The organism is Salinibaculum sp. SYNS191 (assembly GCF_037338445.1).
In the GTDB taxonomy this organism is placed as follows: domain Archaea; phylum Halobacteriota; class Halobacteria; order Halobacteriales; family Haloarculaceae; genus Salinibaculum; species Salinibaculum marinum.
The window spans coordinates 1,226,504-1,248,646 of sequence record NZ_CP147838.1; the positions used below are offsets into that span (position 1 = coordinate 1,226,504).

The window sequence follows — 22,143 nt, forward strand, 5'->3', positions numbered from 1 at the left end:
GGGGAGCAGAGGGTTTACAACGGTGCGCTCAAGATAGGGGATGATGCCGACCTTCGAAGTCTCACTCCCCGACAAACTCGAAAGCGAACTCACGAGACTCGTCGAACAGGGCGAGTACCTGAATCGGGAGCAGGCCGTTGAAGACCTCCTCACGAAGGGGCTCTCCGCGTACGACACCAGAGAGCAGCCCGCCGACGAGGGATTCAGCGACTCGTTCACCGAGAAGTTCGACGACCAGCAGGACCCGGCGCTTCAGGACGACCCGTCGGACGACGGCTACGCGTTCTGAGGCGGACTGACGCACCCACCGCGCAGCGCCGCCCGGCGTCGCTGGTGCCGTCAGCTACAAACTCGTACGGCACTACTAGGTGGACGTGACACGCGAGGCAGCACGGACGGGGTTCGAGACATTCGTCGAGGACGCCGTCACCGTCACCGCCGAGCAGTTCAGCGTCTCGCGGGCGCTCAGACAGGGCGTGCGCGGCCCCGGCGGGCGACTCGTCGACCGGCTCCTGAAGAACTCCGACGCGCTCTGGGAGCGGGTCGTGCGCCCCGAACTGGACGACTATCGCGACCAGATTCTCCGGCAGTTCGACGTGGTGCTCGACTACGTGGAGGACGACACGGGCATCGACGCCTACCGCAGCGACATCCTCGCCGTCGACTCCTACGCCGCGTCCCTCCGCGAGGACGTCGGTGCGAGCCGACGGAGCGACATCCAGGACGCGCTCGTGGCGCGCCAGCAACGCCTCGGCGACGCCGTGGAGCCACTGGTGACCGCGCCCGAGGACGAGTTCTGGGCGGCGCTGGAGACGACCTACGACCGCGAGCGGGCGGCGTCGCTCGTCGAGAACCACTTCGCCTTCACCGGCCCGCTGCGGGAGTGGCGGCCCGCCTTCCGGATGGCGACGACGTTCGACCCGGCGGACGTCGTCGGGGGGCTGGGGTCCCTGCTGGGCGGGTTACCGACCGTCGAGGTGGAGTACACCGACGAGGCGATACGCGCGATGCGCCGCGCCGAGCAGACGGTCATCGCCGAGACCAGGCGGGAAGTGGACCGGCGGCTGGGGTAGGCCGGTCACGCCGTGCCGACCCAGCACCAGGCGGCGAACTGTGCGAGCGCGAGCACCACCATCGCGGAGACTGTCGGCCAGGGGACGCGACGGCGCGTGTAGCCCGCGGCTCCGACGACGACGAAGGGAGCGGCCGCAACGCTCGCGGCGGCGACGGGACGCGGGAGGACCCCGGGCTGGAGGAGAAGGACCGACGCGGCCGCCGCCAGGGCGATGCCGGCGTAGGCAGCGCGGAGGCGGCGACGGGACCACTGGACGGCCAGCGTCCGCTTGCCGACCGCCGCGTCGGCCCGCCGGTCGGGCCACTGGGTGGCAAAGAGGTTCAGCAGGACGACCAGGAAGAAGGGGACGGAGGCGAGCGCGACCGTCCCCAGCGGCCCGCCGACGACGGCCGCGCCGTAGACGGGGAGCACCAGTCCGCCCAGCGCGGCGTTGTCGAGTTCGCCCCAGCCGCGCCAGGCCAGCCTGAGCGGTCCGACCGAGTACTGCCAGCCGAAGACGGCGATGACGCCGAGCAGCGCGAGCGCAGCCAGTGAGAGCAACCCGACTGCAGCGAACGCTGCCGCGAGTACAGTTCCGAGCGCGAGCGCGACGACCGCCGCCCGGAGGACGACGCGTCTGTCGACTCCAGCGGCCGGCAGCGCGCCGCTCCCGCCGGAGAATGGAGTCCGGTCGGTCAGCGCGTCGGTCGCGTGGTCGGCGTACTCGTTGGCGTAGTGGACGCTGACCGCGACCGGGAGCAGGGCCGCCAGCCCCGCGAGCAGGGCCGGAACCGAGAGCGACGCGCCCCAGACGAGGGCGACCTTCGCGCCGAGCGCGTACACGCCGGCGATGAGAAGCAGCTGGGACGGTCTGCTGGCCGCCCACAGCACCCACGCCGGCTCCCGTGCTGTCATCGGCCGCACTTGGTGCCGCAGTCACTTGTCCGTGCTGTCGACGTGTTGGCCCCAGAACCCCCCGTGTTTGGTCACGACGAGGTCCGCGGTCACCGGGACCTGGCAGGCCAGCCGGAGCCCGCTGTCGGTGTCGTGGGGCGGAAAGGAGAGCCGCCGCCGTTCGCGTTTCGACGGCTCCGCGACGTCGCCCTCGATGTCGACCGCGCACGTCCCGCAGGTGCCGTGACCGTGGCAGGACACCGCCGTCGGCCCGTTGTGTGGGGACAGTCCCGCCTCCAGCAGCACGTCCCGGAGCGTCGCGCCAGCCTCGCACTCGACAGTCTCACCCTGGAACTCGATCGTCGGCATGGGCAGGAGTACGGGCGCGCGGAACTTGGGTTGCGGGGCCAGGACTGGGCGTCACGGGCGCGCCCCTCAGACGCCCCAGATGACCGCGATGCCGACCGTCGTGACGACGGCGAAAAGCGCCTGGAGCGGGCCGCCGACGCGGAGGTAGTCCGTGAAGCGGTAGCCGCCGGGGCCGTAGACGAAGAGGTTGGTCTGGTAGCCCACCGGCGTCATGAAGGCCGTCGAGGCCGCGAAGGTGACCGCGAGCACGAACGAAAAGACGTTCGCGCCGAGTTGCTGGGCGGTCTGGAAGGCCACCGGAATCATGAGGACCACGCTGGCGTTGTTGCTGACGACGTTGGTCAGCAGGGCGGTGACGACGTAGAGGAGCCCGAGGACGCCGATTGGCGGCAGGACCGTCGAGGACTGGACCACGGCGTCGGCGAGCAGGTCGGCCCCGCCGGTCTGCTGGAGCGCGATGCCCAGCGGGATGACGCCGGCGAGCAGGAAGACCACGTCCCACTGGACGGCGTCGTATAGCTCAGCGGGCCGGAGACAGCCGGTCGCGACCATCGCCAGCGCGCCACCGAGCGCGGCAGCGGCGATGTGGACCGGCGTCAGCGCCGCCGCGAGGACGACGGCGACGACGATGCCGACCGCGACGAGGGTCTTCGATTCCCGGAAGTCCGGGCGCTCTATCTCCTGGGCGACGATGAAGCCGGGATTGCTGTTCAACCGCTCGATGCTCTCGGCGGCCCCCTGGATGAGCAGCGTGTCGCCGACGCGCAGTTGCAGCTTGTCCATCCGGGTACGGATGACCTCGTCGCCGCGCCGGATGGCGAGTACGGAGGCGTCGTAGCGCTGCCGGAAGTTAGAGCTGGCAAGCGACTCCCGGACCAGCGCGGAACCGGGTGCGACGACCACCTCGACGAGGTTCTGTGCCTCGTCGGCGGTCTCCAGTTCGGCCTCGTTGACCTCCACGTCGGGCAGGACGTCCAGCCCGTCGACGTCGAGCAGTTCGACCAGGGTGTCACGGTCGGTCCTGAGCGCGAACACGTCGCCGGACTGGACGACCTTCTTCCCGAGCGGTTCGAGGAAGGTCCGGTTGTCCCGGATGAGTTGCAGGAGGTCCACGTCGAAGTCGTTGGTCGCCAGCGCCTCCTCGACCGTCTGGCCGACGATGGGCGAGTCCTCCCGGACGACCACCTCGGTGAGGTACTCGCTCATGCCGAACTCCTCGGTGAGGTCGTCTTCGGGAGCGATGCGGGCGGGCGTGAGCCAGCGTCCGACGGTCATGAGGTAGGCTGCGCCGACGACGGTGACGACGATGCCCAGCGACGTGAACTCGAACATCCCGAACCCCTGGCCGGTGCCGGTCAGCCCGGCGAAGAGGTCGCTGGCGAGGATGTTCGTCGAGGTGCCGATGAGCGTCAGCATGCCGCCGAACATCGAGGCATAGGAGAGCGCGAGCAACAGTTTCGACGGGGAGTTCTTCGCGCGGTGGGCGAGGTCGGTCACCATCGGCAGGAGGATGGCGACGGCGGCGGTGTTGTTGATGAAACCCGACAGCGGGCTGATGATGCCGATGGTCGCGCCGAGTTGGCGGGACTCGCTGTCGCCGGTGAGTTCGGACACGCGGTGACCCAGGCGCTGGATGACGCCGGTCCGCTGGACACCGTCGGAGAGGATGAACATGGCGAGGACGGTGACGGTGGCGGTGCTGGCGAACCCGGAGAGCCCGTTGTCGAGCGCGGCCCCGAGGTCACCGCCGACCGGACGCAACACGTACAGCGGCTCCGCGATGAGGCCCGCGCTCGCCAGGAGTTCGCTGGTAGGGTCGAGGAGCAACAACGCGACGAGGACGCCGATAGCCGTCACGTCCACCGGTACCGGCTCGGTCGCGAAGAACACGAGTGCCAGCAGGATGAGCACGAACACCAGGAGCATCGCCGGCGTGACGGCTGCGAGTGGCACGTTCTCTCAGACTGGCGGCGTCAGTAAAAATGGCGCGACTGCGGACCGAACGTCTCGGCAGGCTACCGCTCGTCCTCGCGCAGTTCCATCCGCGCCACCAGGTCGTAGGGCGACTCGCCCTTCCGGATGCCGTCCAGCAACAGGAACGCGTCCTTCGGCGCGAGGAAGTGCCGCGTCACCGCCCGGCCCAGCGGCGTTGGCTCCAGGCCGTCGATGAACTCGTACTCCAGCAACTTCCCGAGCGCGTGTTTCGTCGGCACCTCGCCTACCATCGACTCGTTGAGACGCTTCGCGCCCGACCCGGCGACGGTGATGTTCGCCAGCGTCTCCGCGACGGCGCTCTCCTCGTCGTAGCGGGTCGTCACCGACTCCATCTCGCCTTTCAGGAGCTTGAACGCCACCTCGTCCTCTGTCATCTCCTGGGAGTTGTGGTAGACGCCGTCGGGTTCGACGAGCAGGTAGACCGTCCCCTTGTCGTGGTAGTCGGGGCGGCCGGCGCGGCCGAGCATCTGGTGGAACTCCTGGACTGTGAGCCACTCGATGCCCATCGCCAGCGAGTCGAAAATGACCTGCGAGGCCGGGAAGTCGACGCCGGCAGCCAGCGCCGCAGTCGTCACGACGGCGGCGAGGTCCTGGTCGGCGAACTGCGTCTCGACGCGCTTGCGGCGCTTGTGGTCGAGGCCGGCGTGGTAGGGCGCGGAGGAGTACTCCAGTTTCCGGGATATCTCGTGGCAGCGCCGCCGCGAGTTGGTGAAGATGATGGTCTGCCCGCGGTAGCCCTTCGAGGACTTCGCGTCGAACGCCCGCCTGACGAGTTTGTTCTCGATGTTCATCTTCTCCCGCCCCTCCGCGAAGGTGACGTGGCGTTCGATGGGGACGGGCCGCTCCTCGAACTCGATGAGCGTCGCTTCGAGCGCGGCGGCCAGCCGTTCGGGGTTGCCGACCGTCGCGGAGAGGTAAATCCACTGCGTGTCGCCCTCGCTCAACTGCTGGCAGTAGTACTTCAGGCGTGCGATGAGACCGTCGAGGCGGTGCCCGCGCTCGTCCTCGCCGAGGGTGTGGACCTCGTCGATGACGACCGTTCCGACATCGCCGATGTCGCGGCCGACGCGGAGCGCGTGGTCGACGCCCTCGTAGGTCCCGACGATGACGTCGGCGTCGGGGTCGAAGCGGTTACCGTCGTCGTTGATGCGGCTCGCGCCGACGCGCAGCGTCACGTCGACGATGTCGCCGTAGCGGTCCTGGAACTCCTCGTACTTCTGGTTGGCCAGCGCGACGAGCGGGACGAGAAAGAGGAGTTTCCCCTTCCCGTTGAGCGCCCGGTCGAGTCCGGCCATCTCGCCGACCAGCGTCTTGCCCGTCGCCGTCGCGCTGACGACGAGCTGGTCTTGCCCCTCCGTCGCGCCGTTGGCGACGGCGAGGCTCTGGACCGGCAGGAGCGTGTCGAATCTGCTCTCCAGCTTCTGCTGAATGCCGGGGTGCAGGCTCAGGTCACTCGTCGGGACGGGGTCGACATCCTCGACGGTGGCGCTGATCTCGTCGAACTTCGTCAGGTCGGGGTCCAGGTCGCCCTTCAGGAGGTTCTCGATGCGGTCGAGGTCCTGGACTTCGAGCAGGAGGTCCTCCAGGCGGGCGCGGGCGTCGCCGGTAATCTGCCCGCGGAAGGCGAGTTCGCGGTCGAGTTCCTCGCGGGCGCAGTCCGGACAGATCTGCTCGTCGTCGGCTTTGATGGCTGTCTCGGAGGTAATCGGCGAGTAGCGGCCGTCGCCGGCGCAGAACCGGCAGGTGCGGACGACCTTGGCGTCGAGCTGGTAGGCGTCGAGCATCTCGCGCAGGCGGTCGCGGGCGCTCCGGGAGGTCTGTTCGGAGATGCGGATGCGCTCGGCCCGGCGCGCGAGTTCGACGAACTCGTCGGGGCTGCGTAGCTCCTCGCTGGTCCCCTCCGTGACGCGCAGTCGCGCGGGGCGGGGGCCAGCGCCGGTCTCCTTCAGTTCGAGGCGGCCGTGGAACACCCTGTCGCCGTCGCGGGTGACGACCACGCGGTAGTCGTCGCCGTGCTCGTGGAGAAACAGGGTATCCACCCGTCCGACCTGCTGTGACACAGACAGTGGTACGCGGCGCCCGGTACTTCAGTTGCTCGAAGCCTCGTCTACGAGCTGTATCTCGTCGTCGCCGGTCGGGACCGCACAGATGAAGGCCCCCTCCTCGTCGCCCTCGTTGCGGTACCAGTGGACGACGCCGGCGGGGATGTGGAGGCTGTCGCCGGCGCTGACGGTGTGCTCCTCGTCGCCTATTCCAACGACGTACTCCCCGGCGAGGACGTACTGCTCGTGTTCGATTTCGTTGGTGTGTTTCGGCACCTCCCCGCCCGGCGCGAGCGTGAACCGGCGGATTGCGAGGTTCGGCGCGCCGTGTTCCTCGCCGACGAGGACGCCCTTGCGGAGCCCCTCCGCGGCGTCGACAGTCTGGTACTCGACGTCCGTTGCTCGGCGAATCCTGGCTGTCTCGTCCATACCGTCCGTTGGGACGCCGCCGCCGAAACCGTGTCGGTGAGTCCTGCGGGACTCCAGACCTGTCGCGAACGTTTCTGAGAGGTTCTTCCAGACGATGTGGTGAGAACGTGACAGGAGCACATATACGCACGCGAGTCGTTGTCTCACATGGTATGAGGCCCATCCCACACCACGGAAACAGGGGAGAGGAGACAGACGAGCGCGTCCGACTGACGACGCGCCGCGAGGCCGCCGAGAAGCTGGAGGACGACGAGACCTGGATCGCCGTCCAGGAGTTCTGATTGGGAAAGTTCCGTCTGTTTTTTGTCCCGCCACCCGAGCACCGTGGCTGGTCTCGAAATAAGTATAAGAAAATTTAGGAGTCCGGGTGCGAGAATCGAACCCGCGTCTCAGCCTCCACAAGGCTGAAGGATAGTCCACTACCCTAACCCGGACACGCACTCTGTCGTAGCCCGGTGGCGCAAAAATACGTTACGACTCTGTCCCGAGACACCGCGGCGTTTTTGGTCACGTCGCTCCTCCGTCCGATAACGTGGCGATTACGGACAAGATATACATCAAGAACCACCGGCAAATCGTCTCGCAGCTAGAGACGTCCTTCCCCAAGGGCGCGTTCAAGGGCGCGACCCTCGACATCCTCTTTCAGGGTGAGGGGCTGGCGAAACTCGACGACGCGACCCAGGACCGGGTGCTCGACTTCGCCGAGGACTTCCTGGACTGCGACTGCGAGGCCAACCCCCACTGTGGCTGCGCCGAGCGGAAGTTCGTCCGCTACCTGCTGGAACTGCGCGAGCAGGGCCTGGGCCCGGACGCCATCGTCGACGTGATGGGCGACGACTACATGCTCTACGCGTACCCGGGCGACGTACTCTCCTTCCTCGACGACAGCGTCCGCACGCTCGAAGCGGTGGAGACGCTGGCCGACGTCGAGGGACACACAGAGGCCGCTCGGCGCGCTCAGCAGACGAGACAGAACCTGGTGCGGTAGCCGAGAAACGGGTCGCTCAGAACTGCGAGTCGTCGAAGCTACTGCCGATGCGGTAGGATGGTTCCTCGTCCTCCTCGCCGTCGAGGTCCTCCAGTTGGACGACGTCCTCCTGGTCGGCCTCGTCGAGTTCCTGACGGAGTTTGGTCACGTAGCGCTTGTGCTCTTCGAGCTGTTCGCGGAGGTGTTCGGCCTCCAGTTCCAGGCGCTCGTGCTCGCGGACGAAGCTCTTTGGCACCTCGACCTTCGGCGGGAAGCTCTCGGCGGTCCCGCTCGACGACTGGGACTCGCTCACCTCGTGTTCCGGGACCACCTCGACCTGTCCGTCGTGGGCAACCAGCATGTCCACGTAGTCCCTGAAGACGGCGGACAGCGAGATGTCGCGCTCCTCCGCGATATCCCGGAGGGTCTCGAACTTCTCCTGGCTCACGCGGAAGGAGATAGTCTTGTTTTTGTTGCCCATCGCTAGCGTAGCGTCGTCGTTCCTGCTACTTAACGGTTTGTCAGACGCTGGTACCGAGGGAGAGAGTTTGAAAAGAACCCGAGGGCGCCGGGGTCGCTAGTCGGCGCTGGCTTCGGCCTCGTCGGCTTCGAGGCTGGCGAGTGCCTCCTCGACGGCCCGCTTGTAGGTGCCGACGTCCAGGTCGTACTCCTCGTGGGCCATCTCGACGTACTCGTCGATGGTCTCGTCGTCGGCGCTGTAGGCCTGGATGCGCTCCAGGGTGCGCTCGGCCGTCTCGACGACCCAGCGGTCGCGGGTGGCCTCGTCGACCCGGCTGATGGACTCGGGCCGGACGGAGACGTTCACGTCGCCCTCCTCGGTCTCGTAGGTCCGCGGTTTGCCGACCACGGCGACGTACTCCGGCGGTTCGAGTTCCCGGAGCATCGAGGCGGCGTCGGGCTGGTACTGGCCGGCGTAGGTGAAGAACGTGTCACCGTTGGGGTCGACGATGCGACCCTGCCAGTACTCCGAGTCCTCGCCGACGTCCTCGGTCTCGGTGAGCGTGCCGACGAGGAACACCCGGTTGGCGCGCTGGCCGGTCGGCAACAGCACGTAGACGGGCGCGCGCTCGTCGTCGGACTCCTTGAACGTGTACGTCGCGTCGTTGAACTCGCGTGCGAAGACGCGGCGGGCGACCTCGCGGGTGGGTGTGCTCGACATTATATCGACCTCGCTTTGATGAGGACAGCTTCAGGGTCGACGGGTTCGGTCAGCTGGTCGGTCTCGTTCGCCAGGACGTAGCGCCCGAGCGTCGGCCCGGTCACCCGGTAGTACCGGCCGAGCGTCTTCTCGCGCATCTCGTCGGCGACGACGGACGTATCGAGCGCGTCCATGGCCATCTCCTTTGCCTGCTCCAGCGTGATACCGGTGAGGTTCTCGGTCGCCTCCTGGTCGAAGATGACCTCGTGGACGTCCTCGCCGTCGTCGAGCACGCCCTTGATGCGGAGGTCGAACTCGCCCTCGACCTCGCCGTGTTCCGAACAGCGGCCGTTCTGGAGCACGCGCGTGCAGTCCTCCTCGGGGCAGCGCTTGATGAGACCCGACCCGGACTGGATGTCCACGAGCGCGCCCTCGACCTCGATGGCGTCGTCGCCGACCTCGATGTCCTCGTCGACCTCCTCGATGGTCGTGGTTCGGTTGAGCTTCACCGAGAAGCGACCCTGGTACTCGTCGGTGACGACGTTCCGGAGGCTGTACACCTTCCCCTCTTCGAGGGTCGGGAGGTCGGATTTCGACCACTTGGTGAACTTCACGGTCCCGGTCTCGTCGCCGAGCAGGCCGACCTGGGCGACGGCGTCGCTGGTGGCGTCCCAGAGGTCGACGACCTTCGCCGTGAGGTCTATCCACTCCTCCGGGGCGTCGATGTCCCGGACCTGCTTGACCTCGTTGCCGCCGCTGCTGGCCAGGTCGTCGCGGTCCATCCCCGCCTCGTCGAGGTAGGTGTTGGTGACGCTCCGGCGCGCCTCGTCGAGGGGCACCTTGTAGTCGTCGACGAGCGTGCTCAGCCGCTCCTCGACGTCGTCGACGCCGATGTCGAGCTGGTCTGAAAACTGGTCGTGTATGTCTTCCGCGTGGGTACGCAAATCTGTCTCAGTCATGGCGTTCACTGTCTCCGCTTCGTTTTCAGTGGGAGACATAGGCGAGTTGGTTCCCGGTCCTATAAAAACTTCCGCGACCGGGGTGAAAGTGGTGCCGTCGGGGACTCGCCGCCAGCGGGCAGCGGGGCGGGTCGGGCGGGTGGGGCGACGGGATTTTGTGCGCGCCGGCCCAAGCGGGGCCAATGACCGACCGGGACCGGCTCCGTCGCTTCCTGCGGACCACGCTCTACAGCGCAGGCAAGCAGTACGAGGAGGCCAGGCGCGCCTACGCCAGCGCCCGGACGAGCGCCCTCGCGGAGTTGCCCACCGACGGCGACGGCCGCGCGCGCATCGTCTGTCGCCGCCACGCCGAGCAGCGCGCGGTCCACCTCGACGCGGACGCCCGCCCGGAGTGTTTCGACGCCGGTCACCCCGACTGCGAGGGCTGCGTCGAGGACATCCGCGACGGCCTCGTCGAGACGTGGTAGCGGGCCTGGGTACCCGTCGTTTACTCTTTTGTGACCCGGCCGCATGGGTCCGGTATGGACAGGCCGCTGGTCGCCGTCGTCCTCGCCGGGGGCACCGGCACGCGACTCTACCCCGCCACCAGCACGGACCGGCCGAAACAGTTCCGCTCGTTCGGCGGCGACCGCTCGCTGCTCGCCCGGACCGTCGACCGCGCGGGCTTCGCCGACGAGACGTACGTCCTGACCCGCCCCGACTACGCCGACGCGGTCCACGACCACGCCCCGGGGGCCGGCGTGCTGACCGAACCCGAACCGAAGGACACCGGGCCGGCACTCGTCTACGCCGCCCACCGAATCCGCGAGCAGGTCGGGGACTGCGCCATCCTCGCACTCCCCAGCGACCACCTCGTGGAGGGCGACTTCGCCACGACAGCGCGGACGGCTGCGACCGTCGCCGTCGAGACGGAGGGGCTGGTTACCGTCGGCATCGAACCGACGCGCCCGGCGACGGGCTACGGCTACATCGACCCCGGCCCGTCGGCCGACGGCTACGCGCCGGTCGAGCGGTTCGTGGAGAAACCCGATGCAGAGACGGCCGAGTCGTTCCTTGACGCGGGCTACCTCTGGAACGCCGGCATCTTCGCGTGGACGCCGGCGGCGCTGCTGTCGGCCGCGCGCGACTCCCCGCTGGCCCCGCTCGTGGCGGCGCTGGACGAGGGCGACCCCGACCGCGGGTTCGCGGCGGTCGAGTCAGTGAGCGTCGACAACGCCGTCCTGGAGACGGCCGACGACGTCTACGTCGTCCCCGCTGGATTCGACTGGGACGACATCGGCTCGTGGGACGCGCTCGGCCGGATTCTCGACACGGATGCCGACGGCAACGCGACGCTCGGCGACGCACTCGCCGTCGACGCGACGAACTGCGTCCTCGCGACGGACGGACAGGTCAGCGTCGTCGGCGTCGAGGACCTCGTCGTCGCCAGTTTCGACGGGCGGACGCTGGTCGTGCCCCGCGACCAGGCCCAGCGCGTGCGCGACGTGGTCGCCCGCAGGCGGGAGTGAACCGCCGTGCGAGCGGGTCTACGACCTGAGAAAAGTATTTGTGAGATCGGAGACATTATTCGCCGATGCACTACCTCGCCCGGTTCTGGGTCCTCGTGCTCGCCCTGGTGACGGGCCTGTCCGCACTCGGGTACCTCACGCTGTCGTTCGTCTTCCCCGACCTGGGACCGTTCGCAGTCGGCCCCACCGAACGGCTGCTGGTCGTGCTCGTCGGTGCCGTCTCCATCGGCGTCGTGGTCTGGGCCAGTACGACATCCGTCGGTCTGGTCTCCGAGGAGCCCGACGACCAGTAGCGCCGGTCCTGCCGCGGCGGAAGGGAAACATCCTTTACCGACAGCGAATATAGCTCGACACAGGCGCCGGTGGTGAGCAGTTCCGTCGGAATTGCGACCCACGGGGCGTGAACGAGCGAAGCGAGTGAGCGCCGGTGGTCTAGTGGTAGGACATGAGCTTCCCAAGCTCATAGCCCGGGTTCAATTCCCGGCCGGCGCATACGACGGCGCTGCCGTCGTGCGGTTTTTTGCGTCCGTCTGGAGTCAAACAGCATGGACGCCAAAGCTTACAAAGTGGGTTCAAGAATTGACCCCGACGCCGTCTTGCGGGTTTTCCGAAGTGTCCGGCTTACAGAACGAGAACAGTGCCAAAACCGCCAGCGGGCAGTACAATGGGGTGAGCCGATGACGGAAGACGCGACCGTGAACGGAATCAAAGTCGTCAACGCGCCCACGCGGGTCACACAAGTCGCACAGAAGACCGGCCGCTTCTACGGATGGCTCTGGAATGAGCGGGACACCTTGGTCATCAGTCCGGAGGAACACAGTCAACACCAACCAGTGGCTGTGTGGTTTTCGACAGCGCATGGCTACAATCGTCTCACAGTGGGTTGATGAACGATCTACCCAGGCCAAGAACGAGGACAGCGAGAGGATGTAACTAGCCAAGTACGGGACTACCTACGGGTCCAGGTCACTGAATCGGCTACTCAAAGACTTGTGTGAGCATGCTGGTATCGCCAAGCAGGACCGAACGTGGTACTCAATCCGTCGGAGCACGGCTAACGTCGTCGCGACAAACGCCTCTGCCGAACACGCACGAAAGCAGATGCGACACAAGCAGGTAGAGAGGACGATGCGGTATATTCAGCCCGACGAGGAAAAGACCCGTGAGGCACTGAATAGGGTAGGATGACAAGCGACGGAACAGCGACGATCCAGGTTTTGGTGATGTGAATTCGTCTCAACAACTGCATGCCAAATTGCGTGGTGCCGGACCAATGTGACGTATCGGTTGAAGCTAACCAAACACTACGACAGACAGACAGAGGAGCGAAAACAGGGAATACGGCGCGGTTATCAGGACGACAGATAACTTCCCAGACACCAACTCCTGATCGCTGAAGTCCCAAACACGGAGTTGCCTGCCCACTTACTCTAACTCCGTGTGATGAGCGTGAGAGACTAAGTTCCAAGTGTGGCAGCAACAAAGGTTTTAAGGAGAAGGCACGCGCAACATGCTGGTAAGGAGTCATGAGAATTATCGGGCGACCCCGCTCTCCAACAGGATTCGCCCGATGGCTCCGTGATGGAAGCCATGATCAGCTACGGGAATATCGATGAAAAAGGTGCCGATGAGCCAGATCCGGCTTATATGCACCACTGTAGAGAGTTCGAACTGAGAAATGACAACACTGCCGGTGATGGACTGAACGGATCTATCCGACTGGACGAAAACGATCTGAAAGCAGTTGGGGCCGAACCGGGAGATCCGGTCAGGGTATACGCCGAGGCAGACGGGCGCTGGATACTGTACGAGCGCGATACATACACCGACCGGGCAGGAATTGGTATGCCCAAAGGCCACCGTGAGAAACTGGGGCTGGACTCAAACAACAGGACAGTAGAACTTTGGTTGGATGAGGCAAAGTCCGAACCAGACGATACCTCGGACGAAGACGAAAACACTGGAAAACAGGTGTCGCTGACCGGTGAGGAAGCGAAAGAACGGGAATACGTTCTAATCCCGGACGACAGTCCAATCAAGTACCACCATGTTAGTTCTTCGGAAGACAACAAAACGGAGTGCGGAATAAGCTTCCGAGGCCGAGAATATCGTCGGTTTAGCGACCCCGGTGACGCCCTTGATCAGTGTAGCGACTGTGCCATCCGCTCCTCGGACGACATGACCAACAAGGAACTCGTGGAGTGGCTTGGCGAGCAGGCCGGATTCGAAGCTAACGAGGGAACACCGGCGTACTTAAGCAAGGGACAGCTCGTCGCTCTCCGGGATTATGTACTCGAACTGCAAGAGGAGCAGACGGACGAATCAGCAGATGAGAATACGGCCAATGCATGAGCACATCTGATCCACTCGTTTCAGTCTCGGAGATGCCGAAGGCGGTTCAGCCGACAGTAGAGATCTCTGATGCGAAACGAATTCCCCTGTCCGAACTCGGTACGATGCGAGCGCGGGGTGGGCCGGGCAGCATCGAGAATCACATCAGGGGGATTATGGGCGAGTTCGCCGTGGCGAAGTTCTTCGGCGTGCCTGAAAAAGTCGATGACGAAATATACGAACATGGCGACCCCGGATATGACCTTCAGATCGACGGCAAGACCATCGATGTGAAAACAGTTGATCCGAGGGCCAACAATCCCGGCCTGATGGTCGACGCTACCCGGAACATCGAGGCGGACTACTACGTCCTTGTTCAGGAACTGAACGCGAACACCTACCGAATCATCGGGTACGCGCCCGCGCCTGTTGTCAAAAATGCCGATGTCCGTCCACTGCGTCTCGACGGATACGCCAAGAGGCTCAGAGTTGTCGAACAGTACGATCTCTTTCCGATTCCGTCCTACATTGGAGTCTCCGAGCGGCCCTAATTCTTAATCGGTCTACCTCAGCAAAGGCGAACATTGGTTGACCCTTGCCGAGAGGTACTCCTTCGTCCGGGCAGTGAGGAGCGGATGCGATAGAAGGGAATCGTCCGCTGCGTCCCGCGTGGAGTGACCGAACGTCCACTGACACAGCGGTGACGGGCGATATTTGGCGATGCAGCCCCAACGACGGGTATGACCGACGTAGCGCGGACGGAGAACCCGCTGGACCTCTCGCTGTCCGACGACGAACTCGACGCGTACCGCGACCACATCACGACGTTCATCACGGAGACGGTCGAGGCCGCCGGTGCCGACGAGGCGATCATCGCGCTCTCGGGGGGCATCGACAGCACGCTCACCGCCCACCTCGCCGTCGAGGCGCTGGGGCCGGACACGGTCTACGGGCTCGTCCTGCCGAGCGAGGTCAACCGCGAGGGCAACATGAGCGACGCAGAGCGCGTCGCCAGCGACCTGCTCGGCATCGAGTACGAGGTCGTCGAGATAGAGCCCCTCGTCGAGGCGGTCGTCGGTGCCGTCCCGGAGGCGATGACCGCCGACGACCCGGACCGCTACCGGACGGCCGTCGGCAACCTCCGCGCGCGCCTGCGTGCCGTGTTGAACTATTTCGCGGCGAACAACCGCGGCGGGGTGGTGCTGGGCACCGGCAACAAGAGCGAGGCGCTGGCGGGGTACTACACCAAGTACGGCGACGGCGCGGTCGACTGCCTGCCGATCGCGCCGCTGTACAAACAGCAGGTCCGCCAGCTCGCCCGCCACGTGGGCGTCCCGGAGGACCTCGCCGCGAAGACCGCCAGCGCCGAACTGTGGGCCGACCAGACCGACGAGGAGGAACTGGGGCTCGACTACGACACGCTGGACTCGATTCTCGCGCTGCACGTCGACGGCCCGCTGTCGACGGCCGCCACCGCGCGTCACCTGGCGGTCGAGGAGTCACTCGTCGAACGCGTCAGGGGTCTCTACGAGCGGAGCGCGCACAAACGCGAGTTCCCGCCGGGGCCGGACCCGCTGTTCTAAGCCTCGGTCTGCACGACGATTCGAATCCGGTCGCCGGCGCTGGGGTTCTCGTCGCTCGCCCCCGAGAGTTCGTAGCTCGCGGGGTCGACCGACTCGCCGTCGACGGTGACGCTCACGTTCGTGCCGGGGTCGCTGTCGCTGTAGGTCGTGCCCTGGAAGGTCACGCTGTCGGCGGTGACGCCGATGTCCAGCGTCGCCATCGCGTACTCCAGGGTGACGCCGTCCGCGTGCTTGTGCCAGACGCGGCCGTCGCCACCCTCGAAGTGGAAGGCGGCGAACTCCCGCGGGCGTTGATACTCCGGCCGGCTGAAGTCGACGCGCTCGCCTGCGATGGTGACGTTCGCGAAGCCGTGGCCGTGGGCGCTGCCGGTCACCGCCCCGGGCGTCTGTGCCACCGCGATGCCGTTGACCGCGGCCCCGCCGCTGCCGCCGCCGGTTCCCAGGAGCACGTAGGCGACGACGGCCACCGCAAACAGCAGAACGCCGCCGAGCACGAGCGGTCCCGTCGGCACCCCGTCGGCCTCGCCGGAGCCGACGCGGTCGTCGACCCGCCGCCTGTCGATAGCACCCAGTTCCCCCTCGTGTGCGTCCGCGAGGTGGTCGAGGTACGCCTCCTCGTCCGCGAAGTGGTCCCCGCAGTAGTCACAGTCCGGCATCTGGCGCTCCGTTCGGCTCGCGCCTACTCAGCGGTTTCGGTCGTCGGGGTCGAAGTCGGCGATACGCTCCGCGAACGCCGCCGCCTCGCGGCGTTCCCGCGTCTCGCGGTCGCCGTCCGCTCGCAGCAGCCGTTTGATTGTCCGTAGCGTCGCCGCGTCGTTGTCCGCAATCGTATCCGCGACCGAGCGCGGGTCGTCGACGATGCGACTGACCAGCCCCATCCGCAGCGCCGCGTCGGCGTCGACGGTCCGCCCGGAGAGCGCGACGTCCATCGCCTCCCCTTCGCCGACGACCCGGGGCAGGCGGGCGGTCCCGCCCCACGCGCCGAACAGGCCGAGGCTGACGCCGGTCTCGGCGAAGGTGGCCCGCGGCGTCGCCAGCCGGATGTCACACGCAAGCGCCAGTTCGACGCCGCCACCGCGGGCCGGTCCGTCGACGCCGGCGACGACCGCACCGTCGTAGTCCGCGAGCGCCCGCGCTACCCGCTGTCCGTGACGAGCGAACGCCTCGGCCTCGTCCGCATCCAGGTCCGCAACCACGTCGAGGTCCGCGCCGGCGGAGAAAGCACCGCCGGCACCGGTGAGATAGACGACCGGTTCGGTGGCCTCGGCCAGGGCCGTCTCCAGCGCGTCGAGTCCGTCGGGCGTGAGAGCGTTGCGCCGCTGTGGCCGGTCCATAGTGACCGTCCGCAGGTCGTCGTCGACCGCGGTCTGAATCATGTCGTGGGGGTCGCCGGACGTTTCCAAAGGTCTTTGCCTTTCCCGCTGCTATGGCGTGGTAATGGAGGACGACGCGGCGGTTCGAGGAGCCGCGCTGGACGCCATCGAGGATATCGAGCCGGAACCCCTCCGGGAACGTATCGCGGCGCAACTCACCGGGGGGTCGATGGCCCCCGGCGTCCTGACGATACGTACGGTTCGGGCGCTCAAGGACGGCACGGGTGCGGTGGCGACCAGCGACGGCACCCTCCTCGACCCGGTCGCCGAGCGTGCGGCCGGTGTCCAGCTCATCTACGACGGGTTGCAACTGACCAGACAGCTCTCCCACGAGGAACCGTGGGTCGACGGCGACCGGGAGGCGGCGGACCTCGCCGTCCTCGCGGCAGACGTCCTCGTCTCGCGGGGATTCTACCTGCTGGCACGGACGGAAGCGGCCGAGGCGGCGGTCGCGGTCGTCCGCGCGTTCGGGAGCGACCAGACCGTCCGTCGGGAGACCGACGACAGTTCGCTCGACCGGAACCTGGAGGCGGACGTGCTCGAACTCGCCGTCGTCGCCGGCGCGACGATGGGCGACGGGACCGCCTCACCACGCCTGCGTGAGTTCGCGTCGGAGATGGTCAACGGCGAGCCCTTCTCCGACCCGGACTCGTTCTTCCCCGAGACGCTCACGGAGACGCTGAGCACGCTGGTCACGGAGACCGGCACCGGTCATGGTGTCACCACCTCGGCCGACCAGTGAATCGAAACGCCTAAAGACAGTACGGGGCAACGGACGTATGCGCGCCTGGGTAGCTTAGCGGTAAAGCGCGTCCTTGGTAAGGACGAGAGCCCGGGTTCAAATCCCGGCCTAGGCTTGCAGCTAAACGTTGAAAGCCCCTGTCAAGCTGTACTACAGATTCTTCGGGCTTCGACGTCGCACACGTTGACCAGAACCGTCTGTGCGCGCCACGGGGGTGGTCCATGACCGCCGGACGCGACTCCCTCCCGGCGTGTCACGAGATTATCGACAATCACGACGACCGGCGCGCGGCGACCGACGCTGACCTGAAGAAGCGCGGGCCCCCGTCGCGACTGCTTCCCCGAGTGCGAGACGCCGGCAGATATCGACGCACCGCTGGCACGGCTGGTGACGGCTGACTCTCGCTCGGGGCGGGTCGGCCACATCCACGCCGACCTGGGACCCGCCACGCGACCAGTCGACGCTTGCGGGCCAACTCGCCGCAGAGGACTACGGGCTCGAAGACCTGGGCCTCGACCCGCTCGCAGGATGTGACGAGAGTACTGTACTCCTCTCTGTGGGGTTTCACCGAGTCGTCACTGTGACCGCCGGCAGTGACCAGTATCTTCAACAGGCCCCCGTCGAACCCATGGAACGATGGCACTGTCGACGGATACCCTCCTGTTCAGTATCGTGATGATGCTCATGGCCGTCCAGATCGAGGCCTCTGGATACGGGTCCTCGGACCTGTGGGTCCTGCTGGGACTGACAACCGGTGCGTTCGGGTTGCTGGGAAGCCTCGCGTCGGCGCTGCAGACTGTGGACGAGGCCACTACCGGGTCTGACTGAGTCGCCGGCGAGAAGGCCCTCCCAGGTCGAAACGGGTATGAGCCGGAGAAGACTGGACTGAGGATAACCGATTCGCGTCTTGTAACGTAGCTCGACTCTCTCATCAGGGGCCAGTCATGGAGGTACGACCGTTCACTGCGAGTGATGCTGATGCCGTCTTCGAGTTTGAACGGGCGAGCGAGTACGGACTCGGTAACGAGTACGTGCTGACGAAGCGTTCATGGTCAAACAGTGACACGACGGCGCGTTAGATGCCGTGCCTGGAATCGTCGCCTATCGACCGGAACTCCATCAGACAGAGAATTAACGCATCCCTCGGAGAGAACCGGCAGTCACGGCAGAGATATATCTCACTGCCCAGAAAATTCTTTCCGCCCCCGTAGGATCGTATTGCGTAAGCGCGGCAGATAATGGGTGAGATTCGTCGTCGTGATGATGCCGACGAGGTCGCCATTGTCAACGACAGGGAGCCGACGGATCGACTGCGTTCGCATCTTGTCGGCTGCCGTGTGGATACTCTCCGAGCTGGCGATAGTGATGACCGGAGCGGACAGGAATGATTCGACACGGATAGATTCGATATCAGCGCCTGCCGCAACTTGCTGCATGATATCTGATTCGGTGACGATGCCGATGACCTCGTCCGTCTCGGGCGCAACCACCACTGCAGAACCGATTTCGTGTTCTGCGAAGAGGACAGCAACGTCACACGCCGTCATCTCCCCGGTAATTGTGTGCACCGAGCGCGTCATCACGTCCCCCACAGATTGTTCAATCATACTACCAGTTCGTACCGGGCATGGATAACCTTGTTGCGGGCAGCCGAGGACACAGCAGGTGGGCCACACATGGCGACAGAACACGCGTGCTGCATCCACACTCTGTATGCAACCCGCCTTCCGACGAGACTGGTAGTCCATCGCACAGGCGCGGGTACTCTCCAGGCGCGACGGCCTGGCACTCGCAGAGCGCCTCTACGACCGGCCGGAGAACCTGTGGGATGGCGACCTGGCAGTATCTGACAATTCCGGGAGGTCGACGAGGTCGGCCAGCGCCCGTGCGCCTGTCGCCAGGAGAGTGCGCTGGACCCCTCTCGTCCCGAGGGCGGTGGTCGTACGCTGTGACCGTCGGTGGAGCGTGTGTGTCATCGTCTGGCTCGCGGTTCCCGGAACTGCCGTCGTGGGAAACGGGACGCCGTAGCGTCAAGATGCTGCGGTACAGAACCGCTCCGGACGCTCAGTCACCGCGGGAGCCGTTCACGGTGCCGGCACGTCGGGAACACCCGGCTGACCGCCTGGCAGCCAAGAGGGGGCGGCCGTGAACGACCAGTGTATTGTGTAAGAAATACACAATCCACCGAGGCGAAGATAGTGGCCTGTATCCGACGATTGCCGGCGACAAATGTGTCGAGCGAGTGCTATCTGGAAAAGTTCGGTTTCAGAACCCCTAGAACTTCAATCCGAATGTGGTTAATGATAGTGATTGTTATTGCCCAATCAGAATCCGGTGACTAACTAATACCACGGCTGGGTAAGCATTAAACGGTGTTGCACTATGAGTGAACTACTCTCCGGGAAGACGGCGGTCGTCACCGGAGCCATGAGCGGGAACGGACGCGCGATAGCCAGGCGATTCGCGGAAGAAGGTGCGGACGTCGTCGTCGCAGACATCCGCGAGGAGCCACGGGAAGCGACAGTCCCGACCCACGAGGTAATCGAAACGGAGACAGACGCTCGGGCGACCTACGTCGAGTGCGACGTGACCGACAAAGACGACCTGGAGGCGGCGATGGACGCGGCCGAGGAGTTCGGCGGCGTCGATGTGATGGTGAACAACGCGGGCATCTTCCGTGGCGAAGAGTTCCTCTCGGTCTCCGAAGACGAGTTCGACCAGTTGATGGACATCAACGTCAAGGGAGTCTTCTTCGGGACGCAGGTCGCTGGCGAGCGGATGACCGAGAATGACGGCGGTTCCATCATCAACCTCTCCAGCGTGGCCGGACTCGAGGGGACGGGCGAGTACGTCAGTTACTGCACGTCGAAGGGCGCGGTCCGCCTGATGACCTACTCGACGGCGGACGCGCTGGGACCGGACGGTATCCGGGTCAACGCAATCCATCCCGGCGTCATCGAGACGGCGATGACGACCGACGACGTCCCGATCGTCGGCACCGAAGAGGGCGAGGCGTTCCTCGAAGCGATTCCGAGCCGCCGGTTCGGCCAGCCGGAGGACGTGGCGGACGCCGCGCTGTTCCTCGCCAGCGACCTGAGCTCCTACGTGAACGGGGAGTCGCTCGTTCTCGACGGCGGGATGACGAACACCGGATAAACACCTCATCCAGTACCCCGCTCTCGCTGTGATTCTCACGGCAGGGCGGGGAATCATGGGGCTCGGGGCAACCGCGCGGGTGACGCCCGACCACGGCGAGAGCCGGGAAGACGGCCGGGCCAGCTATCGCAGACGGGCCAGGCCGGACCCGCCGGTATCGTTCACAAACGGCGAGACGTGACGGCGAGATGCGAGACGCACCCGAGACGTCAGAATACGGTGCCTGGGTCGAGAGTCACCAGCGTCACGCCGACGACGACGAGCACCGCCCCGACGACGATTCCACGCGTGACCCGTTCGAGGTCACGCAGGAGGAAGTACGCGAAGAGCGTGGTGAAAAGCGGTGCCGTCGAGCCCAGCGATTCGACGATAGCGACGCGTCCCGCTGGCAGCGCGAGGGCGGCGAACACGGAGAGGAGGGCGACGGCGGTGAGTGCGCCGCTGGCGGCGAAGTACCCGTACGACCGGCGGTCGGCCGAGCGGAAGCCGGCGGTTCCCCGGACGGCGGCGTAGCCGAGGAAGACGAGCAGGGCACCCGCCTCGTTGAGTGCGACGGCCTGGAGCACGTCCGCCTCGCCCGTTCCCAGCCCGAACCGTCGGAGGACGTTCCCGAAGGCAAAGAGCGCACCCGACGCGAGCGGGAAGAGCAGGTCCCGGGGACTCCACCCGGAGATGTCCCCGCCCTTTGCGAGACTGAGCATCACGAGGCCGGCGACGAGCACGACGATGCCGGCGCCAGTCTCGACGGAGACGGGTTCACCGAGCAGCCCGAAGGCGAACACGGTCGCAAACAGGGGTCGAGCACTCACGACGGCACTGTTGATGCTCGCGCCGACCCGGTCGACGCCGACGAAGACGGCGAGCCGCCCCAGGGCCGTCCCCGTCGCCCCGGCGAACAGGAACAGCCCCGCCACGGCCGGGTCTATCCCCGCGAGGAAGTCCGCTCCGTGGAGCGCGAACAGAGCGACGAGGAACAACGAGAGGTCGACGACCACCACCACCAGCGACGCCTGCAGGGCAGTCCCGTCCAGCGACATCCCCCGTTTGTCGAGCACGGGCGTGAACCCCCAGATGACGGCCGGGACGAGCGCGAGGAGATAGACTGTGGCGTCGGGGCCGAGAAACATACCCACCCTGCGGGCGGCCCCGATATGAACGTGCCTCTTCGACCGACGGGGAGAAAACCGCCCACCCGACCGGTGACGTCGCGTAGCGCCGGGTCGTGCTGCCGCTACGCGCGGCAGCGGTAGCCATTACGCGCGTTCAGTCGTGGTGGTGTACCCAGTCGGTGAGCGCGACGAACGAGGACTCACCACACCCGCCGCACGACTCCGGGGGTTCGAAGCTGTGCTCGCTTGCGGACGCGTGAATCGGCGTCCCCGCGTGGGTTATCTGGCAGTTCGTACAGACGTAGCGCTTGGGCTCCTCTGGAACGTGGGCCATGTGAACCGTTCGGCGAGTTAACATATAACACTGCCGCCGATGCGCTCGCGCGCTCCCTCGTCCACGTTCTCCCCAGTCAGGGCGCTGAAGTGGCATCGCCGAACGTAGAATAATCCCGAGTCGTGCGATATTCGTAGTA

At 65.9% G+C, this 22,143-nt stretch carries 27 protein-coding genes and 3 tRNA genes; 16 read left to right on the forward strand and 14 right to left on the reverse strand.

The features are described from left to right. Positions 1 to 43 precede the first annotated feature (43 nt). The gene (locus tag WDJ57_RS06605) at positions 44 to 289 is read left to right on the forward strand and encodes a ribbon-helix-helix domain-containing protein (protein WP_338904974.1); all 246 of its coding nucleotides are present in this window, start codon (positions 44 to 46) and stop codon (positions 287 to 289) included. An 85-nt stretch (positions 290 to 374) separates the two neighbouring features. Beyond that, positions 375 to 1,073 carry a hypothetical protein gene (locus WDJ57_RS06610; RefSeq protein WP_338904975.1) on the forward strand — a complete coding sequence of 233 codons (699 nt, stop codon included), beginning with the start codon at positions 375 to 377 and terminating at the stop codon, positions 1,071 to 1,073. A 5-nt stretch (positions 1,074 to 1,078) separates the two neighbouring features. Here WDJ57_RS06610 and WDJ57_RS06615 read toward each other — a convergent pair whose 3' ends face one another. The 5 genes from WDJ57_RS06615 to WDJ57_RS06635 all read right to left on the reverse strand — a co-directional run bounded on the left by WDJ57_RS06615 (position 1,079) and on the right by WDJ57_RS06635 (position 6,783). Next, positions 1,079 to 1,969 carry a prenyltransferase gene (locus WDJ57_RS06615; protein WP_338904977.1) on the reverse strand — a complete coding sequence of 297 codons (891 nt, stop codon included), beginning with the start codon at positions 1,967 to 1,969 and terminating at the stop codon, positions 1,079 to 1,081. Positions 1,970 to 1,990: 21 nt separating this feature from the next. After that, entirely contained in the window at positions 1,991 to 2,317 is a 327-nt protein-coding gene (locus tag WDJ57_RS06620) for a 2Fe-2S iron-sulfur cluster binding domain-containing protein (RefSeq protein WP_338904978.1), read from the reverse strand. 66 nt (positions 2,318 to 2,383) lie between these two features. Beyond that, positions 2,384 to 4,243 carry an SLC13 family permease gene (locus WDJ57_RS06625; protein ID WP_338906261.1) on the reverse strand — a complete coding sequence of 620 codons (1,860 nt, stop codon included), beginning with the start codon at positions 4,241 to 4,243 and terminating at the stop codon, positions 2,384 to 2,386. An 89-nt stretch (positions 4,244 to 4,332) separates the two neighbouring features. Continuing rightward, a complete protein-coding gene (locus WDJ57_RS06630; RefSeq protein ID WP_338904980.1) occupies positions 4,333 to 6,372 on the reverse strand; it encodes a DEAD/DEAH box helicase in 2,040 nt (679 codons plus the stop codon). A 27-nt stretch (positions 6,373 to 6,399) separates the two neighbouring features. Next, on the reverse strand, positions 6,400 to 6,783 hold the full coding sequence (locus WDJ57_RS06635) for a cupin domain-containing protein (RefSeq protein WP_338904982.1): 384 nt from the start codon (positions 6,781 to 6,783) through the stop codon (positions 6,400 to 6,402). Between the two features lie 152 nt (positions 6,784 to 6,935). Here WDJ57_RS06635 and WDJ57_RS06640 point away from each other — a divergent pair, with 152 nt between their 5' ends. Then, positions 6,936 to 7,064 carry a hypothetical protein gene (locus WDJ57_RS06640; RefSeq protein WP_338904984.1) on the forward strand — a complete coding sequence of 43 codons (129 nt, stop codon included), beginning with the start codon at positions 6,936 to 6,938 and terminating at the stop codon, positions 7,062 to 7,064. Positions 7,065 to 7,144: 80 nt separating this feature from the next. Here the strand turns inward: WDJ57_RS06640 and WDJ57_RS06645 are convergent. After that, a tRNA-His gene (locus tag WDJ57_RS06645) sits at positions 7,145 to 7,217 on the reverse strand. 98 nt (positions 7,218 to 7,315) lie between these two features. Between WDJ57_RS06645 and WDJ57_RS06650 the strand changes: the two genes are divergently transcribed. Then, positions 7,316 to 7,771: a DUF5814 domain-containing protein gene (locus WDJ57_RS06650; RefSeq protein WP_338904985.1), complete on the forward strand. Its 456-nt coding sequence runs from the start codon at positions 7,316 to 7,318 to the stop codon at positions 7,769 to 7,771. A gap of 16 nt (positions 7,772 to 7,787) precedes the next feature. Here the strand turns inward: WDJ57_RS06650 and WDJ57_RS06655 are convergent, their stop codons facing one another. The 3 genes from WDJ57_RS06655 to WDJ57_RS06665 all read right to left on the reverse strand — a co-directional run bounded on the left by WDJ57_RS06655 (position 7,788) and on the right by WDJ57_RS06665 (position 9,868). Beyond that, the gene (locus WDJ57_RS06655) at positions 7,788 to 8,231 is read right to left on the reverse strand and encodes a CopG family transcriptional regulator (RefSeq protein WP_338904987.1); all 444 of its coding nucleotides are present in this window, start codon (positions 8,229 to 8,231) and stop codon (positions 7,788 to 7,790) included. 96 nt (positions 8,232 to 8,327) lie between these two features. Continuing rightward, on the reverse strand, positions 8,328 to 8,930 hold the full coding sequence (locus WDJ57_RS06660; protein WP_338904989.1) for an RPA family protein: 603 nt from the start codon (positions 8,928 to 8,930) through the stop codon (positions 8,328 to 8,330). Beyond that, positions 8,930 to 9,868, reverse strand: a complete 939-nt coding sequence (locus tag WDJ57_RS06665) for a replication factor A (protein ID WP_338906262.1) — start codon at positions 9,866 to 9,868, stop codon at positions 8,930 to 8,932. The genes WDJ57_RS06660 and WDJ57_RS06665 overlap by 1 nt, the downstream gene beginning before the upstream one ends. A gap of 182 nt (positions 9,869 to 10,050) precedes the next feature. Here WDJ57_RS06665 and WDJ57_RS06670 point away from each other — a divergent pair, with 182 nt between their 5' ends. The 7 genes from WDJ57_RS06670 to WDJ57_RS06700 all read left to right on the forward strand — a co-directional run bounded on the left by WDJ57_RS06670 (position 10,051) and on the right by WDJ57_RS06700 (position 15,290). Then, complete coding sequence (locus WDJ57_RS06670; protein ID WP_338904991.1) at positions 10,051 to 10,335, forward strand: DUF7091 family protein; 285 nt, start codon at positions 10,051 to 10,053, stop codon at positions 10,333 to 10,335. Between the two features lie 54 nt (positions 10,336 to 10,389). Next, positions 10,390 to 11,376, forward strand: a complete 987-nt coding sequence (locus WDJ57_RS06675) for a mannose-1-phosphate guanylyltransferase (protein WP_338904992.1) — start codon at positions 10,390 to 10,392, stop codon at positions 11,374 to 11,376. 65 nt (positions 11,377 to 11,441) lie between these two features. After that, entirely contained in the window at positions 11,442 to 11,669 is a 228-nt protein-coding gene (locus WDJ57_RS06680) for a hypothetical protein (RefSeq protein WP_338904993.1), read from the forward strand. A 128-nt stretch (positions 11,670 to 11,797) separates the two neighbouring features. Then, a tRNA-Gly gene (locus WDJ57_RS06685) sits at positions 11,798 to 11,868 on the forward strand. A 1,089-nt stretch (positions 11,869 to 12,957) separates the two neighbouring features. Next, positions 12,958 to 13,728 carry a hypothetical protein gene (locus WDJ57_RS06690; RefSeq protein WP_338904995.1) on the forward strand — a complete coding sequence of 257 codons (771 nt, stop codon included), beginning with the start codon at positions 12,958 to 12,960 and terminating at the stop codon, positions 13,726 to 13,728. Continuing rightward, positions 13,725 to 14,258 (forward strand): hypothetical protein, encoded by a 534-nt coding sequence (locus WDJ57_RS06695; RefSeq protein ID WP_338904997.1) that lies wholly within the window; start codon positions 13,725 to 13,727, stop codon positions 14,256 to 14,258. Before WDJ57_RS06690 ends, WDJ57_RS06695 begins: the two co-directional genes overlap by 4 nt. A gap of 189 nt (positions 14,259 to 14,447) precedes the next feature. Beyond that, positions 14,448 to 15,290: an NAD+ synthase gene (locus WDJ57_RS06700; RefSeq protein WP_338904999.1), complete on the forward strand. Its 843-nt coding sequence runs from the start codon at positions 14,448 to 14,450 to the stop codon at positions 15,288 to 15,290. Here WDJ57_RS06700 and WDJ57_RS06705 read toward each other — a convergent pair. Together WDJ57_RS06705 and WDJ57_RS06710 are read right to left on the reverse strand one after the other, a co-directional pair. Continuing rightward, on the reverse strand, positions 15,287 to 15,946 hold the full coding sequence (locus WDJ57_RS06705; protein ID WP_338905000.1) for a hypothetical protein: 660 nt from the start codon (positions 15,944 to 15,946) through the stop codon (positions 15,287 to 15,289). The genes WDJ57_RS06700 and WDJ57_RS06705 overlap by 4 nt on opposite strands. Positions 15,947 to 15,973: 27 nt before the next feature. Further along, positions 15,974 to 16,666 (reverse strand): enoyl-CoA hydratase/isomerase family protein, encoded by a 693-nt coding sequence (locus WDJ57_RS06710; RefSeq protein ID WP_338905001.1) that lies wholly within the window; start codon positions 16,664 to 16,666, stop codon positions 15,974 to 15,976. A gap of 61 nt (positions 16,667 to 16,727) precedes the next feature. Here WDJ57_RS06710 and WDJ57_RS06715 point away from each other — a divergent pair, with 61 nt between their 5' ends. The 3 genes from WDJ57_RS06715 to WDJ57_RS06725 all read left to right on the forward strand — a co-directional run bounded on the left by WDJ57_RS06715 (position 16,728) and on the right by WDJ57_RS06725 (position 18,233). After that, positions 16,728 to 17,405, forward strand: coding sequence for a DUF7114 family protein (locus WDJ57_RS06715; protein ID WP_338905003.1), 678 nt, complete (start codon positions 16,728 to 16,730; stop codon positions 17,403 to 17,405). A 43-nt stretch (positions 17,406 to 17,448) separates the two neighbouring features. Further along, positions 17,449 to 17,520, forward strand: a tRNA-Thr gene (locus WDJ57_RS06720). Between the two features lie 521 nt (positions 17,521 to 18,041). Beyond that, positions 18,042 to 18,233, forward strand: a complete 192-nt coding sequence (locus WDJ57_RS06725) for a hypothetical protein (protein ID WP_338905005.1) — start codon at positions 18,042 to 18,044, stop codon at positions 18,231 to 18,233. Between the two features lie 350 nt (positions 18,234 to 18,583). Here the strand turns inward: WDJ57_RS06725 and WDJ57_RS06730 are convergent, their stop codons facing one another. Then, positions 18,584 to 19,012, reverse strand: coding sequence for a cyclic nucleotide-binding/CBS domain-containing protein (locus tag WDJ57_RS06730; RefSeq protein WP_338905006.1), 429 nt, complete (start codon positions 19,010 to 19,012; stop codon positions 18,584 to 18,586). Between the two features lie 775 nt (positions 19,013 to 19,787). Between WDJ57_RS06730 and WDJ57_RS06735 the strand changes: the two genes are divergently transcribed. Continuing rightward, positions 19,788 to 20,561 (forward strand): SDR family oxidoreductase, encoded by a 774-nt coding sequence (locus tag WDJ57_RS06735; protein WP_338905007.1) that lies wholly within the window; start codon positions 19,788 to 19,790, stop codon positions 20,559 to 20,561. A 55-nt stretch (positions 20,562 to 20,616) separates the two neighbouring features. After that, on the forward strand, positions 20,617 to 20,742 hold the full coding sequence (locus WDJ57_RS06740) for a hypothetical protein (RefSeq protein ID WP_338905008.1): 126 nt from the start codon (positions 20,617 to 20,619) through the stop codon (positions 20,740 to 20,742). 28 nt (positions 20,743 to 20,770) lie between these two features. Here WDJ57_RS06740 and WDJ57_RS06745 read toward each other — a convergent pair whose 3' ends face one another. Both WDJ57_RS06745 and WDJ57_RS06750 read right to left on the reverse strand, forming a co-directional pair. Next, positions 20,771 to 21,688: a DMT family transporter gene (locus tag WDJ57_RS06745; protein ID WP_338905009.1), complete on the reverse strand. Its 918-nt coding sequence runs from the start codon at positions 21,686 to 21,688 to the stop codon at positions 20,771 to 20,773. A 136-nt stretch (positions 21,689 to 21,824) separates the two neighbouring features. Then, positions 21,825 to 22,004: a hypothetical protein gene (locus WDJ57_RS06750; RefSeq protein WP_338905011.1), complete on the reverse strand. Its 180-nt coding sequence runs from the start codon at positions 22,002 to 22,004 to the stop codon at positions 21,825 to 21,827. Between the last annotated feature and the right edge of the window lie 139 nt (positions 22,005 to 22,143).